The organism is Lactiplantibacillus daowaiensis (genome assembly GCF_005405085.1).
Lineage (GTDB): Bacteria > Bacillota > Bacilli > Lactobacillales > Lactobacillaceae > Lactiplantibacillus > Lactiplantibacillus daowaiensis.
On record NZ_BJDJ01000011.1, the window covers coordinates 1 to 15634 of the forward strand.

10 protein-coding genes and 1 pseudogene are annotated in these 15634 nt (G+C 44.2%); 7 read left to right on the forward strand and 4 right to left on the reverse strand.

Annotation, left to right across the window (positions count from 1 at the left end; all coding sequences use genetic code 11):
* The 3 genes from FFM75_RS07880 to FFM75_RS07890 all read left to right on the forward strand — a co-directional run.
* Positions 1-213, forward strand: a 213-nt coding sequence (locus tag FFM75_RS07880) for a transposase (protein ID WP_368773629.1), incomplete at its 5' end; no start/stop codon positions are given.
* A gap of 48 nt (positions 214-261) precedes the next feature.
* Positions 262-1866, forward strand: coding sequence for a cation:proton antiporter (locus FFM75_RS07885; protein ID WP_137628631.1), 1605 nt, complete (start codon positions 262-264; stop codon positions 1864-1866).
* Positions 1867-2307: 441 nt separating this feature from the next.
* Positions 2308-6045 carry a BspA family leucine-rich repeat surface protein gene (locus tag FFM75_RS07890; RefSeq protein ID WP_137628632.1) on the forward strand — a complete coding sequence of 1246 codons (3738 nt, stop codon included), beginning with the start codon at positions 2308-2310 and terminating at the stop codon, positions 6043-6045.
* 73 nt (positions 6046-6118) lie between these two features.
* On the opposite strand, the gene FFM75_RS07895 is transcribed toward FFM75_RS07890, so the two are convergent.
* The 4 genes and pseudogenes from FFM75_RS07895 to plsY form a co-directional block, all read right to left on the reverse strand.
* Complete coding sequence (locus tag FFM75_RS07895) at positions 6119-6442, reverse strand: hypothetical protein (protein ID WP_137628633.1); 324 nt, start codon at positions 6440-6442, stop codon at positions 6119-6121.
* Positions 6412-6642, reverse strand: a pseudogene (locus FFM75_RS07900) (helix-turn-helix transcriptional regulator). The gene FFM75_RS07895 and the pseudogene FFM75_RS07900 overlap by 31 nt, the downstream one beginning before the upstream one ends.
* 135 nt (positions 6643-6777) lie before the next feature.
* Positions 6778-7632, reverse strand: a complete 855-nt coding sequence (locus FFM75_RS07905; RefSeq protein WP_137628634.1) for a hypothetical protein — start codon at positions 7630-7632, stop codon at positions 6778-6780.
* Between the two features lie 224 nt (positions 7633-7856).
* Entirely contained in the window at positions 7857-8474 is a 618-nt protein-coding gene (plsY, locus tag FFM75_RS07910; protein WP_137628635.1) for a glycerol-3-phosphate 1-O-acyltransferase PlsY, read from the reverse strand.
* 409 nt (positions 8475-8883) lie between these two features.
* On the opposite strand from plsY, the gene parE reads away from it, so the two are divergent.
* From parE to FFM75_RS07930, 4 genes are all read left to right on the forward strand, one after another.
* The gene (gene parE, locus FFM75_RS07915; RefSeq protein WP_137628636.1) at positions 8884-10893 is read left to right on the forward strand and encodes a DNA topoisomerase IV subunit B; all 2010 of its coding nucleotides are present in this window, start codon (positions 8884-8886) and stop codon (positions 10891-10893) included.
* A gap of 13 nt (positions 10894-10906) precedes the next feature.
* Positions 10907-13357, forward strand: a complete 2451-nt coding sequence (gene parC / locus FFM75_RS07920) for a DNA topoisomerase IV subunit A (protein ID WP_137628637.1) — start codon at positions 10907-10909, stop codon at positions 13355-13357.
* A gap of 180 nt (positions 13358-13537) precedes the next feature.
* The gene (locus tag FFM75_RS07925; protein WP_137628638.1) at positions 13538-14497 is read left to right on the forward strand and encodes a LysR family transcriptional regulator; all 960 of its coding nucleotides are present in this window, start codon (positions 13538-13540) and stop codon (positions 14495-14497) included.
* 22 nt (positions 14498-14519) lie between these two features.
* A complete protein-coding gene (locus tag FFM75_RS07930) occupies positions 14520-15449 on the forward strand; it encodes a manganese-dependent inorganic pyrophosphatase (RefSeq protein ID WP_137628639.1) in 930 nt (309 codons plus the stop codon).
* Positions 15450-15634: the final 185 nt, after the last annotated feature.

Sequence of the window (15634 nt, forward strand, 5' to 3'; positions counted from 1 at the left end):
TGCCATGCTTATACGCCAGCTGAACGTGGTAGTAATGAACGCTTTAATCGGAATTTACGTTATTTTTATCCTAAAGGGACTCGTTTTGAGCACATTAGTGCTCAAGATTTAACGACGACGTTACTCCAAATTAACCAGCGACCGCTTAAAATACTCGACTGGCAAACACCGTATCAGGTTATGCTGACAAATTTGTCCAAAAATTCGGATTAAATTTGCAATCTACCATTAGTTATATTAATTAAAAAAGGTGGCGACAAAATGGGGTTGCTTATTTCAACCGGGGTATTGGTAGTCGCAGCCATGGTCAGTATTGTGATCAATCGGCGCTGGTTACCACGTTTGTCTGTTAATTATGTCAGTCTCTTGATTGGGGCGGTTATCGCAGTCGTGCCGTTTTTAAATCGACTCGTTGAGCAATTTAATTCGGAAGTGTTTATTGGACTGATCGTGGCGCCATTGCTTTATTTTGAGGGTCAAAATACCCGCTTGAATTTGGTAGGTCGCCATGTGCGTGACATTATCAGTTTAACGGTGGGCATGGTGGTATTGTGTGCGGTAGTAGCTGGCTTAGGTGTGCATCTGGGGGCTAGTATCGGGTTACCGTTAGCGTTCATTTTAGCGGCCATCAGTACACCGACCGATGCGACAGCCACAGAATCAGTGACGATGGGACGCATTCTACCGCGGCGGGTGGCGACGAGCTTAAAATTGGAATCATTATTTAACGATGCTTCTGGGATTATTTTGTTAAATATGGCGGTTCTGTGGTACGTCAATGGTTATATCAATTATTCGCAAACTTTGGTCGATTTCATTTATTCGGCGGGTGGCGGGATTGTTTTTGGGGGCTTAGTTAGTGCCATCATTGTTTATATCCGGCAACATATGTTACGGTCGAAGCTGAACTTTATTAATAATACGTATAATAATGGGACGCCGTTAAAAATCATTTATTTAATGACACCGTTTTTACTTTACTTTGGTGCCGAAGCCATTGGTGTCTCAGGAATTATCGCGGTTGTCTTTGCGGGATTAGTGCATAATGCAGAAGGTGAACGGAGCGCGTTGGCTAATCCACAGTTGGCCAGTGATATTTACCAATTGGTCGGTTTATTGAGTGATATTTTAAACAGCGCGGTTTTTATCGTGCTAGGCATCGTTTTACTGCGAACGACGCTAGATCGTACTGTTTCAACGAACGGCTCTTGGCTCTGGTTAATTGTTGGGGTCATCTTATATGTAGCCAACCTTGTGGCGCGGTATTTGTATGTGCGGCTCGTCCATCGCATCAATAACCGACTGGCGTGGATCTTTGCATTAGGTGGGATTCACGGGGCAGTGACCTTTGCGTTGGCGTTCACCGTAGCGGAAACCCAAGTTAAGACAGCCGACTTTAACTTAGTCTTGCTGTCTGAAAGTTGTTTGATCATCTTGAGTATGCTAGTGCCAACGATTATTTTCCGTTGGCTCTTGCCAAGCGTCCATGTTGATCAAAATATCGGTAAACAGATGGCACGGATTCGTCAACAAATGATCGATGCCGGGATTGAAACGTTGTGGCAAATGCCAACTTCTGAAGAATTCAAAGCAGCGGTCACATTTGATTTACGTTCTCAAAATGGGCACACTTCGGTCAGTCAGTTTATCTCAGAATGGCAACGGATGGTCCGCCATCCTGAATACACGGCAGACCAAATGCGGGACTTGATGACGATTTACCGCGGGGTCTTCCAAACAGAACGGGATTACTTGACGGCACAATATGAAACGACCCATCAAATTAGCGAAGATGTTTTCAATCAGCTTTATCGAGAAATTGCGATGGCTGAGATGGTCGTCCTAGAATATGGGGTCTCAAAATAACGGTTAGTTTAATCTCCTGGTTCAAAACGCTTAATGCTGTTTTGAATCAGGAGATTTTTTGTACGCAATTGAAGAGGCGTATGAGTGGTTATCACAATTTATTGGGGAAACATTATTTCATTATTATTCTACTGTAAGTAGTTTATGGTGTAATATTTGCACAACTAGGCACGCTTGACGCCTGTTATGATCGGTATTAATGACACTTTTATCATGTGAATGATCTGGCAATTAAAAATAGAAATAATTTTTTTCTAATAAATCATGTGGCATTTATCACTAATAACGCTTGCAATTAAGGTGCTATTTAGTGACGTCTGTTAATCGTTATCTGACCGATTGCTTTTTGAGGATTACGAGGGGGCATGCCTTTGATGGCTCAGCTAGTAACAACGGGGAAATTCGAGTTTTTGTATTCATTACTTTTTAGGGGATGGCGTTATGAAACAATTTAATCAGGGTAATCAACCACATTATAAACATGGTAATTTATGGATCTATGTTGGGTTAGCCACAATTTCAGCGACGTGGCAATTAGGACAGTTAACTGCACAAGCAGCCGCGACGACGACAGAGACAACGATACCAACAACGCATAAAGCCGCAACTGATCCAGCGACAACGACTACTGAGTCACATACGGTAGTGTTATCAAGTCATACGGATCAGGAAACACCAGCGGCGACGGCACCGCAAACACCGACGACAACTACTGCACAACCAACTGGCCAAACAGCGACCAACGCGGCGCAACCGACCGCATCGACGACGCCGTCGCAACAATCAGCGCAAACTGAGGCTAAACAGCCACAGGTAAGTACCACAACGCAACCCGTCCAAGCTGACAAACCAGTGACGTCTGTTAAGCCGGACGATGCTAGTGACACACCAGCTAATCAGCCAGCTGCGACTGATCAAGTTGACCAGCAAACTGAAACGACGCCTACGCAAGTAACGGCGGTCCAACCAACGCCGTCGCAAACCACACCGACGACGCCAGCACCTACCAAAGTTCAGGCATGGCCAGCACGCATGAGTAAGGCAATGGTTGCGCCAGATCTTGCGACGAGTGTGGCGAATGATCCGACCGGTATCGATTGGAAAATCACGGCGGATGGGACGTTACATTTGGCTGCCGGGACATTAGCGGATTTAAGTGATAACGTTGATGTGAGTCCTTGGCAAAAGTACCAAAACCAAATTAAAACAATCGATTTTGATGGCCCAGTCGTTGCGAGTGCCGGGATCAATGGCTTATTCAGTGGACTAAGCAATGTTAAGACAATTAATAATCTAACTAATTTGGATACGACTAACGCGACTGATATGGGGAGCATGTTCAAGTACATGACGGCCCTAACTAGCCTAGATTTATCTAAATTCAAAACGAGTAACGTTCATTGGATGAATAATATGTTCGATGGCGATGCGGGGCTAACGTCATTGGATGTGACCGGCTTTGATACGGGTAATGTCTATGATATGGCTCGGATGTTTGCGGGGCTGGATGGGTTGACTAGTTTGGATTTGAGCCAACTAAATACCAAGTCAGTCGGTTATGATCCCGGTGACACCGGGACGTTTACGTTAAACGAATTAGTAGCGGGCGGCTTTAACTCGCAATTGGCGACTTTAAAGCTACCGACATTTGATTTGACGAATGTGCCAGAAATGCAATATGTGTTTGAAAACTTGAATCAATTAACTAGTCTGACCTTAAGTAGCGTCAATCATGGGAGTCGGGCGATTGATTATAGTGGCATGTTAAGCATGATGGCTAAGCTGAAAACTTTAGACCTGGCGAACTTTCAACTTAACAATGCTGATAATACTGACAATCTACTGAGTCAGTTACCGGCGCTAACCACTTTAACGTTGGGACCCCAAAATACACTAGGTGCTTTTACTCAGCTGGAAGGTAGTGCTGGTAGCTATTTAGATCAATGGGTATCCCAAAATGATGGTACAACTTACAGCACGTTTGACTTAACCAATTTATATGGCAGTAATCGTGATACCGCAGTATTGGATACGTATACGCATAAAAGCTTCTTTACGGGTAAAGCAACGACCCAGTTGGCGGGTCCTAAGGCGACTTGGAATCCATTACACAATATTACGGTCCTAGATGCATTTATGGGGACTGAGGATCAGACCGACCAACAGCTGTATACGTTTGATGGTCAAACCTTGTATAACGCGGATGGGACTGAGCATACTGGTGAACTTAATACGGGCAGTCTGACGAGTATGCAACATCCAATTACCGTGACGATTACCGATGCGCAAGGTCAATCAGTCACGCCAGCAGAACTTGCGGCGCAACCAGGGGTTTATGCGATCCATTACGCGACTGAAGATAATTTTGGCAATCCAATGACAACTGATGGTGCTGTCACGGTAATCGCAACCAAAGCCACGGTCAAAGCTAAGTCGACGGACCAACCAGTTTTGATTGGCCCCGCTACTAGCCAATTGACTTGGCAAGCTAGTGATAATTTTGCTTCAGCGACCGATGCTCAGGGGCAAGCCTTGGCACTTGATCAATTGACAGCGGTGACCATTACTCGTGATCAAACGCCGGTCGATACGGTCGACTATACTAAAGCTGGGACTTATGCCATCACGTATCAATATACGGATCCGGCTGGTAATGAACGGACTGACACGGTCACAGTGGTAGTCAAGGCGTCGGCCGCTGCCGTTAGCGTTAAACAAGCCACGGTCACGTTTTTTGCGGGTAATCAGCATACGACTTGGTCGGCCTTAGCAAACCTTGACCAGGTGACCGATGCAACCGGTCAACCGACGACTTTAACTCGGGTCACGGTGACTAAGGATGGCCAGCCAACAGCCACGAATCAAGTTGAGCCAGCTAAGGCGGGGGTGTATACCGTCACGTATACGTATGCTGATGTGGTTGGCAATCAAAAGACAGCAACGACTACGGTGACGGTTAAACCATCGTTAGCGGACTTACAAACGCAACCCGTGACGAAATATGCAGGTGGACAGGCACAATGGCAAGCAGCTGATAATTTACAGTTCGGGACTGACGAAAATGGGCAGCCATTAACCGCAACTAGTCCAGGGATGGTCGTGACCGTGGCTGCTGAAAATGGTGAGCCAGTCGTTAATACCAAAGTCCCGGGCGTGTATACCATCACGTATACGTACACTGATGTTGATGGTAATACGATAACGGCCAATGCGCCATTGACCGTTAAAGCTTCAGCAGCACGACTAACACCAACTACGGTCAATCAAACGTATTATGCCGATGCCCAGCAACCGTTACCGTGGGATGCAGCCGCTGGTTTGGCCCAGTCATTGAGTGCGACGGGACAACCCCTACCAATAACAGCGTTACAGTTGCGTTTAGATAGTCAGCTAGTAACGGGGCCGACTTTGCCACTAACAGTCGGCCAACATCAGGTGACTTATACGTACACTGACCCAGATGGGAACGTGACGACGACGGTTGTGCCAGTGACCGTTAAAGCCGACCAAGCAGATTTTGTATTAACGACGACTAATCCCACGATTACAGCAGGTCAGAGCTGGTCGGCTTTAAGTAATGTTGCCAGTTTAGTGACGACTGATGGTCATCAAGTTTCACCAACTGCGGTGACGGTCACTTATCGGCAAGCTGGCCAGTTAGTGCCAGCTTCAGCGTTATCACAGCCCGGTATTTACACGGTTCAGTATCAGTATACTGATACGACTGGTAAGCAATTGACCCAGCAGGCAACTTTGACGGTGGTCGCACCAACACCAGTGACACCAATTCAACCAACAACACCTGGTCAACCTACTAATCCAACCACGCCGGTGGCGACAACAGTACCAACAAAACCAGAGGCGCCATCGCCAGTTGAGCCAACGACGGGGCAGAAAGTTAAGCAGGCGATGCCTAAAAAGCAGTCAGATCCAACGACGGTTAACATAGTACCGGTCAGTCAACGAACAATTGCAGTGCCAGTACAAGTGTCAACGACCGTTAAACCAACGTCAAAAGTGCCAACGCGCACACCGCTTAAGGCGTCGGCGGCTAAGGCTAAACAAGACACATTACCACAAACTGATGAGGTAACGAATCAGTCTCAACGACATGGTTTCGGATTGTTGCTACTAGCTATTTTCAGTCCACTGCTATTTTGGCGTAAACGGCGGTCTTAAAGATAAAATAAGCTTAGACTAAAAACGACCCTCACAGCTGACACCATTAAACGTATCAGCTGCGAGGGTCGTTTTACAATTGCTGATCCAATCGTCGAATTGCGAGATATTCGACGATTTGGCCAAGCATAATTAAAAGGGCGGCAATGAGCAAGGCTCGGTCTAAACGAATTAAGACGGTGCCAGCGGTGAAAAGTAAGCCGACGGTGACGAGGCAAATTAAAATAACAAGGCCTTCATAGTAAGCTTTAGTTAAAGTGTTGGCGCGCAATCGAATCAGTTGCCAACGTTCATCATTCCGATACTTTCGCTGGCGATTAGCAATTTGCCAGTTGGCGAAAAGATATAAGAACAGGACCAAAATAATCAGTGCAAGTAGTAAGCGTTGTATAGCCATTGGTTGACCTTCTGATAAAAAATAGCTTCTATTTGACAATTAAAAGTTTGGGCGATTTTAAAAGCCAATTCTAACGATGGTAAGTAGCGGCCTTTTTCAATCGAGATAACGGCCTGCCGAGATACTTGAAGACGGGCGGCTAAATCGGCTTGCGTTCAGTCATTTTTGACGCGATACAGTTTAAGGCGGTTTTGAATCAATGTCACACCAACTTTACAAAATGTCATGGGTTCTTTACATCAAGTATCGGACAAAAAGAATCCGCTTACAACACAACGTCAAAAAAAGATGCTTGCTGCGAAAAGTCGCGGTAAGCATCCTTTTTAAGTGGTCAATTAGTCATCTTCAAGAAAATCGCGCGTTTCAATGGCCTGACCCACAAAGTAGGATTTTTGATTGATCTTGTAAGTCGTCCAGTAGCTATCAAAACCGTAACCAGCAAGCGTATAACTCTGATGATGTTTTTTCGGGTTATGCGTAATCGTTAACCGATAATGCCCGGTACTGATTTTCTTATTGGGTAGCCCTTTAATGGCTTTCGGATAATCGATGATCGTCGTTTTACCCTTATATGTTACTTTAGAGACCTTGACTGAGGCGGTCGGTTTCCAAATGAATCGCGCCCCATCCATTGTTTCTTCAGCCCCAGAGCCGTAACCATATTTGGTCATCGCTTTAGTATCGTAATATTGCAAGTAATTGTCCAAGGTGAGATAGAAGGCAGCGGGATTCGTGAAATCATCGTTTTTAGTCGTCTTAAACCCAGTCCCAGCTTGGAACAATAATGCGCGGGTCGGCACCGCTAACTTGACCGCTTTGAAGTTGGCGGTCGTCAGTGGGATGTCTGAAATCTTATTTTTGTTCATGCTATCAAATTTTAGTTTTTTGATGCGGTTATAATGAACGGCCCCGGATGTAAAGGCGGCGGTCACGATTTGGTGACCATTTTGATAGCTGCCACCGAAACCGGCGATTTGTAAAAGCGCGCCTTTATGTTTCAACAGCTTTTTATACTTAGTCCCGGATTTTTGATAAATCCCCACGTACATGTTTTTCTTTAAACGCACATATTTAGTTGTTTCTGGTAGATAGGTAGTGCTTGTCGTTTTTGTCGTGGCTTGCGCGGTCAGGCCAGTTAGCCCTAAGCCACCAAGTAAGACAAGTGCGGCCCCCATGACTGATTTTTGCATGTGAACAGAACTCCCTTGATTAAAAGTGGGTCTTAAACGTACCCCATCATTAGTTTAACGCAGGTAACGCGGGATTAACACTAGCGAAATAAACATCAGAGATAAACTAAAACAATTGTAACACGTTACTTTAACTAAATGACTCACAACCAACCACACCCAAAACTCAGGTTACCGCAGCCCACGAAAAAAGTCATCTCCTAATTGAGATGACTTCACTCGATCTAAGCTTGTTTATTTTGCCGATGCCGCCAACCAACCCCAAAGTGGACCATTGATTCGGTCCCAGCCTTGATACGGGCGATGTTGGCCTTGTGGCGATAAAAGATAAAAATCGTTAAGATGACGGCAATGACGGAAAGAATCCAATCTTGATAATAAAAGATCGCGATGAGACTGACGAGCGTTAATGACGCCATACTGGCGACGCTGACCATGCTGGTCAAATAAACGAGACTAAACATGATGGCACTGGCAATTAAGAAAAAGTGCCAGTTGTAAGCAAGCAAGATGCCGGCGCTAGTCGCGACCGCTTTACCACCTTTAAAGCCAATAAAGATGGAGAACGTATGGCCTAAAATTGCTGCGAGTCCAATCAACAACGCATTGACTGGAACGTGTAAGAGGGCTGGTTGGGCCGCTGCGAGCGTCCCTTTTAAAATATCCATCGCCATTACGATCGTTCCCGCCGTGGGTCCTAAGACCCGGTAGGTGTTCGTCGTGCCAATGTTACCACTGCCGGATTGTCGAATATCGGTATGGAAAAAGAGCTTGCCGATAATGACCCCCGACGGAATCGAACCTAGTAAATAGGCCACGACCAACATGATTAAAATTTCCACAGTTGGTTCCTCCTGCAATAGAGTCAACCAATATTTTAGCATTGTTTATGGTTTGGTGGGGGGCTTTTGACTAAAAAGTTTGACAATTTCAAATGGGCTGTTTACAATTAAGCGAACATACATTCGCGGTGGCAAAAAACGGCATTTTTAAGGTCAGCAAACTTAAACGGAACAATTAACATGATTTTTAGTGGTCGGTACGTCAATTCAGTTTACGACGAACGACAAAATCAGCTTAAAACTCGCCTGATAAGCATTAAAAATTAGTAAATTGAGTAGAAATCAGGTTTGCTGTGCTATAATTTAATCTGCGCGGTTTTAACCAGTCGCGGTATCAGTGTAAAGAAAGCGCCTTACCTGGTGAATTATCACCAATTGGGCTAAGACGTTATAAAGGAGCAAATCATGAATGGCAAAAAAAGTACAAACCTATGATGATTCATCCATCCAAGTCCTTGAAGGCTTGGAAGCCGTTCGTAAACGGCCCGGCATGTATATCGGGTCGACCGATACTCGCGGATTACATCATTTAGTTTATGAAATTGTTGATAACGCCGTTGATGAAGCGTTAGCTGGCTATGGACAAGAAATTAATGTCATCATTCACGCGGATAATAGCATTACTGTCGTGGATCATGGTCGTGGGATGCCCGTTGGGATGCATGCTTCAGGAATTCCAACGCCTGAAGTCATCTTAACGGTCTTACATGCCGGTGGGAAGTTTGGTCAAGGCGGCTATAAGACGTCTGGGGGCCTCCATGGGGTCGGCGCCAGTGTCGTCAATGCCTTGTCAACCGAACTGACCGTAACGATTATTCGTGACGGCTATCGCTACCAAGAAAAATTCAAAGACGGCGGCCATCCGGTCGGAACGTTAGAGAAAAAAGGTAAGACCAATAAACCAACTGGGACGACGATTAGTTTTAAGCCAGATCCAAGTATCTTTACGACGACGGTTTATAACTTCCAAACGTTATCAGAACGATTACGTGAATCAGCTTTCTTACTCAAAGGCGTTAAAATCACGTTAACTGATGAACGTGAAGGTCAAGCCCAAGAAGAAGTCTTCCATTATGAAGCTGGTATCAAAGAATTCGTCACTTACCTCAATGAGGATAAAGACACGTTAGGTGATGTGATGTTCTTTGATGGCACCAAAGAAGGCGTTGAAGTCGAAGTTGCCGCCCAATATAACGACGGCTACTCGGAAAACCTCCTATCGTTTGTTAACAACGTACGGACGCCCGATGGTGGGACTCATGAAGCCGGGTTTAGAAGTGCTTGGACAAAAGCATTCAATGAATATGCCCGCAAAGTTGGCTTATTAAAAGACAAAGATAAAAACTTAGAAGGCTCAGACGTGCGTGAAGGGTTATCGGCTGTAATTTCATTACGGATTCCCGAAAACCTTTTACAATTTGAAGGGCAAACGAAAGAAAAGCTCGGGACGCCGGAAGCTCGGACGATCGTTGATAATGTCGTCAGCGAACAATTACAATTTTTCTTAATGGAAAATGGTGAGTTCGGTCAAATGTTGATCCGTAAGTCCACTAAGGCCCGTGAAGCGCGTGAAGCGGCTCGTAAAGCGCGGAATGAAAGTCGAAACGGTAAGAAGCGGCATAAGCAAGAACGCTTGTTATCGGGTAAGTTGACGCCAGCGCAATCTAAGAATGCCAAACGCAATGAATTGTTCTTGGTCGAAGGGGATTCTGCCGGCGGTTCAGCTAAACAAGGCCGTGACCGGAAGTTCCAAGCAATCTTGCCATTACGTGGGAAAGTGTTAAACACCGAAAAAGCGAAATTACAAGATATCGTGAAGAACGAAGAAATCAATACGATGATTTACACGATTGGTGCTGGCGTTGGGTCAGAGTTTGACCTAAAAGCCAGCAACTATGACAAAGTGATCATCATGACCGATGCCGATACCGATGGGGCCCATATTCAAATCTTGTTATTGACCTTCTTTTATAAGTACATGCGACCAATGATCGATGCCGGTAAGATTTATATTGCGTTACCACCATTGTATCGGTTGCAGAAAAAGCAAGGCAAACAACTCCGAACTGAATATGCTTGGACCGATGAGGAATTGGCACTTCGGACCAAGACGTTTGGCAAGGGCTATGCGCTACAACGCTATAAAGGGCTTGGTGAAATGAATGCCGAACAGTTGTGGGAAACCACGATGGATCCTGAAAAACGGACGTTAGTGCGGGTTCGCATCGATGACGCAGCTTTGGCTGAGAAACGAGTCACCACGTTAATGGGTGATAAAGTTGAACCACGGCGGAAGTGGATCGAAAAAAATGTGCAGTTCAGTTTGGATGAAGATGGGTCGATCCTAGATAACCAAGCAGTCAGCTCTGCACATGAACAAGCCGATGCTGAATTAGCACAACAATTAAACAAACACTAAAGGAGGTCGCACAATGGCAGTAGAACAACCTAAGATTCAAGAATTAACGCTTGAAGACGTCATGGGCGATCGCTTTGGTCGCTATTCTAAATATATTATTCAAGAACGGGCTTTACCAGATATTCGTGATGGCCTGAAACCAGTTCAACGGCGAATCTTGTATGCCATGAATCAAGATGGCAATACGTATGATAAGGGGTTCCGGAAATCCGCTAAATCAGTTGGGAACGTCATGGGGAATTTTCATCCACATGGGGACTCGTCAATTTATGAAGCGATGGTTCGGCTCAGTCAAGATTGGAAATTACGCGAACCATTAATTGAGATGCACGGAAATAACGGGTCGATGGACGGTGATCCGGCGGCCGCGATGCGGTATACCGAAGCCCGGTTAAGTAAAATCGCCGGCGAAATGTTACAAGACATTGATAAGAAGACTGTTGATATGGTCTTAAACTTTGATGACACGGAATATGAACCCACGGTTTTACCAGCACGTTTTCCTAACTTACTCGTTAATGGTGCGACCGGGATCTCAGCGGGTTACGCGACGGAAATTCCACCGCATAATTTAGGTGAAGTCATCGATGCCATCCTCTACTTAATGAATCATCCTAAGGCTGAATTAGCCGATTTGATGGACTTTGTCAAAGGACCAGACTTTCCAACTGGTGGGATCATTCAAGGCCTTGATGGCATCAAGAAAGCTTATGAAACCGGTCGTGGCCGGGTCGTGGTGCGTTCACGGACTAAAATCGTGCCATTAAAGGGAAATAAGTCACAGATCGAAGTCTCAGAGATTCCGTATGAAGTCAACAAAGCCCAATTGGTTAAAAAGATGGATGAAATTCGGATCATGAAGAAGATCGAAGGGATTGCGGAAGTTCGTGACGAAAGTGATCGTCAAGGATTATCGATTGTCATCGAATTAAAGCGTGATGTTAATGCGGAAGGTATTTTAAACTATTTATTTAAAAATACCGATCTCCAAATCACCTACAACTTCAACATGGTGGCCATTTATCATCAACGACCAGAACATGTCGGCTTAAAGACGATTTTATCGGCGTACTTAGAACATCAACGTGATGTGATTACACGACGGACTCAATTTAACTTGCAAAAAGCCTTAGACCGACAACATATCGTTGAAGGGTTAATTAAAGCGATGTCGATCTTAGATCAAGTCATCAAGACGATTCGTGGTAGTAAAGATAAAAAAGATGCTAAGGCTAACTTAGTTAGTGAATTTGCCTTTACTGAAACGCAAGCTGAAGCGATTGTGACGATGCAGTTATACCGGTTGACCAATACCGATGTTACACAATTGGAAAAAGAAGCGGCGGAATTGGCTGAAGCGATTGCAAGTTATCGTGCAATCCTAGAAAATCCTAAAGAACTGGATAAAGTTTTGCGACGCGAACTTAAAGCAATTCAAAAAGCTTATCCAAGCCAACGGTTGACTGAAATTCAATCTGAAATTCAAGAAATCAAGATTAAGACCGAAGTTGTCGTGCCACAAGAAGACGTTGTTGTCATGATTAGTCATGATGGCTATATCAAACGAACGAGCTTGCGGTCGTATACGGCTTCAGATGCGGATGATAATGGGTTGAAAGACGAAGACTTCCCAATCTACTTGGCGAAGAATAGTACGTTAGATCATTTGATGATGTTTACCAACCACGGTCATTTGATTTACCGGCCGGTTTATGAAATCACGGATGCTAAGTGGAAAGATACCGGTGAGCATATCTCGCAAACCATTGGCTTAGCGGCCGATGAACGGATTACTTGGGTCTTTAGTTTCCCAACACTGAAAGAAACCGGTAAGTTCTTGATTGCGACTAACGATGGATACATTAAGCAGACCGCTTTTGAAGACTATACGCCAGGACGGACTTATAAGACGCGGGCGAGCCAATTCATTAAGTTGAAGAATGCAGATTCACAAGTTGTGACGGTCACGTACTTTGAAACCGTACCACAAGGTAGTTTAGTCTTATTGACGCAACATGGTTATGGGTTACGATACGATTTAAGTGAAGTCCCAACAATTGGGGCCAAAGCAGTCGGTGTAAAGTCGATGGACTTACGTGATGATTTGATTGTCCGGGCGGCAGTTGCGGCAGAACCAGACTTATTAGCGATGATTACCCAACGCGGGTCATTTAAGAAGATGAAGGTCGCGGATATTCCATTGACGAGTCGTGCGCGCCGTGGGGTCCAAGTCTTACGTGAATTGAAGAGTCATCCACATCGGGTCGCTGATTTTGTCTTAATTAGTGCCGGTCAAACTGGGGTGGCATTAGAAGTCTTAACGGATCGGTTGAAACATCATTCGATTTTAAGTGATGACCATCCAGTGAGTGCACGATATTCGAACGGTTCATTTGTGATTGATACGGATATCGAAGGAACTCCGGTTAGCATGCAAGTGCATCCAGTGCCATTGACGGTTTAAGAAATTGTTAACACCCCTTGCATGGGTTTAAACATTAGCTTAGACTTAAACCAGTGCCAGTTTAGATTAATAATTAGTTAAGGTTTATTTACCGATAACGATTGCTTGCTTTCAACTGTGATTTTGTATATATTATAGATATCATAAGAAGGCTATAAGACGAAAGGAACAGGTAACGACATGAAGACAACTCAAGAAAGTATTTTTTCATCTAAAACCTTAACGTATTTCTTACAATTGGCAGAAACAATGAATTACACCCAAGCGGCGCAAATTTTAGGCATTACCCAACCAGCATTGACCCAACAAATTAAAAAGTTGGAACGCACGGTTGGGGCACCGTTATTTTATTCGGTTGGTAAGAAGTTGCGGTTATCAGATGCTGGGTACACGATGTTAAATGCGACGCATAGCATTTATAACGTGTTAAACAAAGCCACTGACGAAATTCAACAAACAACTAGTGCCACTCAAGGGTCAATTAATATCGGGATCTTGGCATCAATTGAAGACCATGTTTTTGAAGACTTTGCGATTAAGTACTACGAAGCTAACCCTAATGTGATTATTTCATTCCACATGTTAACGCGTAAGGAAATTTGGGAACGTTTGGAAAATAATCGGATTGATTTAGCGGTGATGTACTTACCTGATGAAAGCATCAAGAACTGGAAACCATATCAATCGAAGAAGATTATTCAAGATGAATTATTGTTCATTACGAGTGATCCAAAACAAGCTAAAAAGAAGCGCATCAAATTTAGAGACACGACGAGCGAACCATGGGTCATGTATCCAGAAAATTACTATTTGGATCAAGTGATTAAAGAATCATATAAGAACCAATTAGCTGATTTACCAACGGCGATTGCTCGGTTTACGACGCCACAACAGATTTATCGTTTCGTGGCGGCAACTGGAACGAATACGGCTTTGCCAAATTCATTTATGGTTGCAAACCCAGCAACGGATGACTTACACACGGTTTCGTTTGAACCGGCGATTAAATTTGACTTGAACTTCGTCTTCCGGAAAGATAAGGATCAAATTCCTCGGATTAAGAACTTCTTGGATGAATTTGATAATTACTTACGTGCGGAAGATTATATTTCACGGTTACAAAAAATCAATCAAAAATAGTTACTAAAGGAGTTATGTGCTAATGAGTAAGGAATTAGTTTTTGGTCATCAAAGCCCTGACACGGACGCCATCGTAGCCGCAAAGGCATTTTCATATTTAGAAAATAAATTGGGTGCTGACACCGAAGCTGTTGCTTTAGGTGAACCTAACGAAGAAACGCAATTTGTATTGAATCATTTTAACGAACCTGCACCACGGGTTATCGAAAAGGCCGCGCCTGAAGTTGATTCAGTTATGTTAGTTGATCATAACGAACCACAACAAAGTGTTAGCGATATCGCTGATGTTACTGTAACGCACGTGGTTGATCATCACCGGATCTCCGGCTTTGCAACGGCACAACCTTTGTTCTACCGTGCGGAACCACTTGGTTGCTGCAGTACGGTTATCTATAAGCTATTCAAAGAAAATAACGTTGAAATTCCAGCTAAGTTAGCTGGGTTGATGCTTTCAGCAATCATCTCAGATACGTTATTATTGAAGTCACCAACCACGACGCAAACTGATGTTGACGTTGTTAAGGACTTGGCTAAGATTGCTGACGTTGACTATCAAACTTATGGTTTGGAAATGCTTAAAGCTGGGACTAACTTAGCAAGCAAGAGCGAAACTGAACTCATTGATGCTGATGCAAAGTCCTTTGAATTAAACGGTTCAACAGTTCGCGTTGCACAAATCAACACGGTTGATTTGGCCGAAGTCTTTGATCGTCAAGCTGCTTTAGAAGCCGCTGCTAAAGATGAAAATGCAGCTAATGGTTACGACTTATTCTTAATCTTAGCAACGAACATTTTGGATAGTAATTCCGAATTATTAGTCGTTGGGGGCCCAACTGCACCAGTTGAAGCTGCCTTTGGTAAGAAGATTGAAAACAATCGCTTAAGCTTACCAGGTGTTGTTTCACGTAAGAAGCAAGTCGTACCACAATTGACTGAAGCTTTTAACGCTTAATTAGCATATTTGGTTTCAAGAGGGCATCCTGTTTAGGGTGTCTTTTTTTGTGGACCAGGATAATATAGATTTAGGTTAGCTTGTGAGATGCTTTTGATAAAAAATGAGGTGATTAGCATGACTGAAACAATGACTAATCATACGCTTGCTAGTGCTAGTAAAAACATGCGCCAAGTGGTGACACT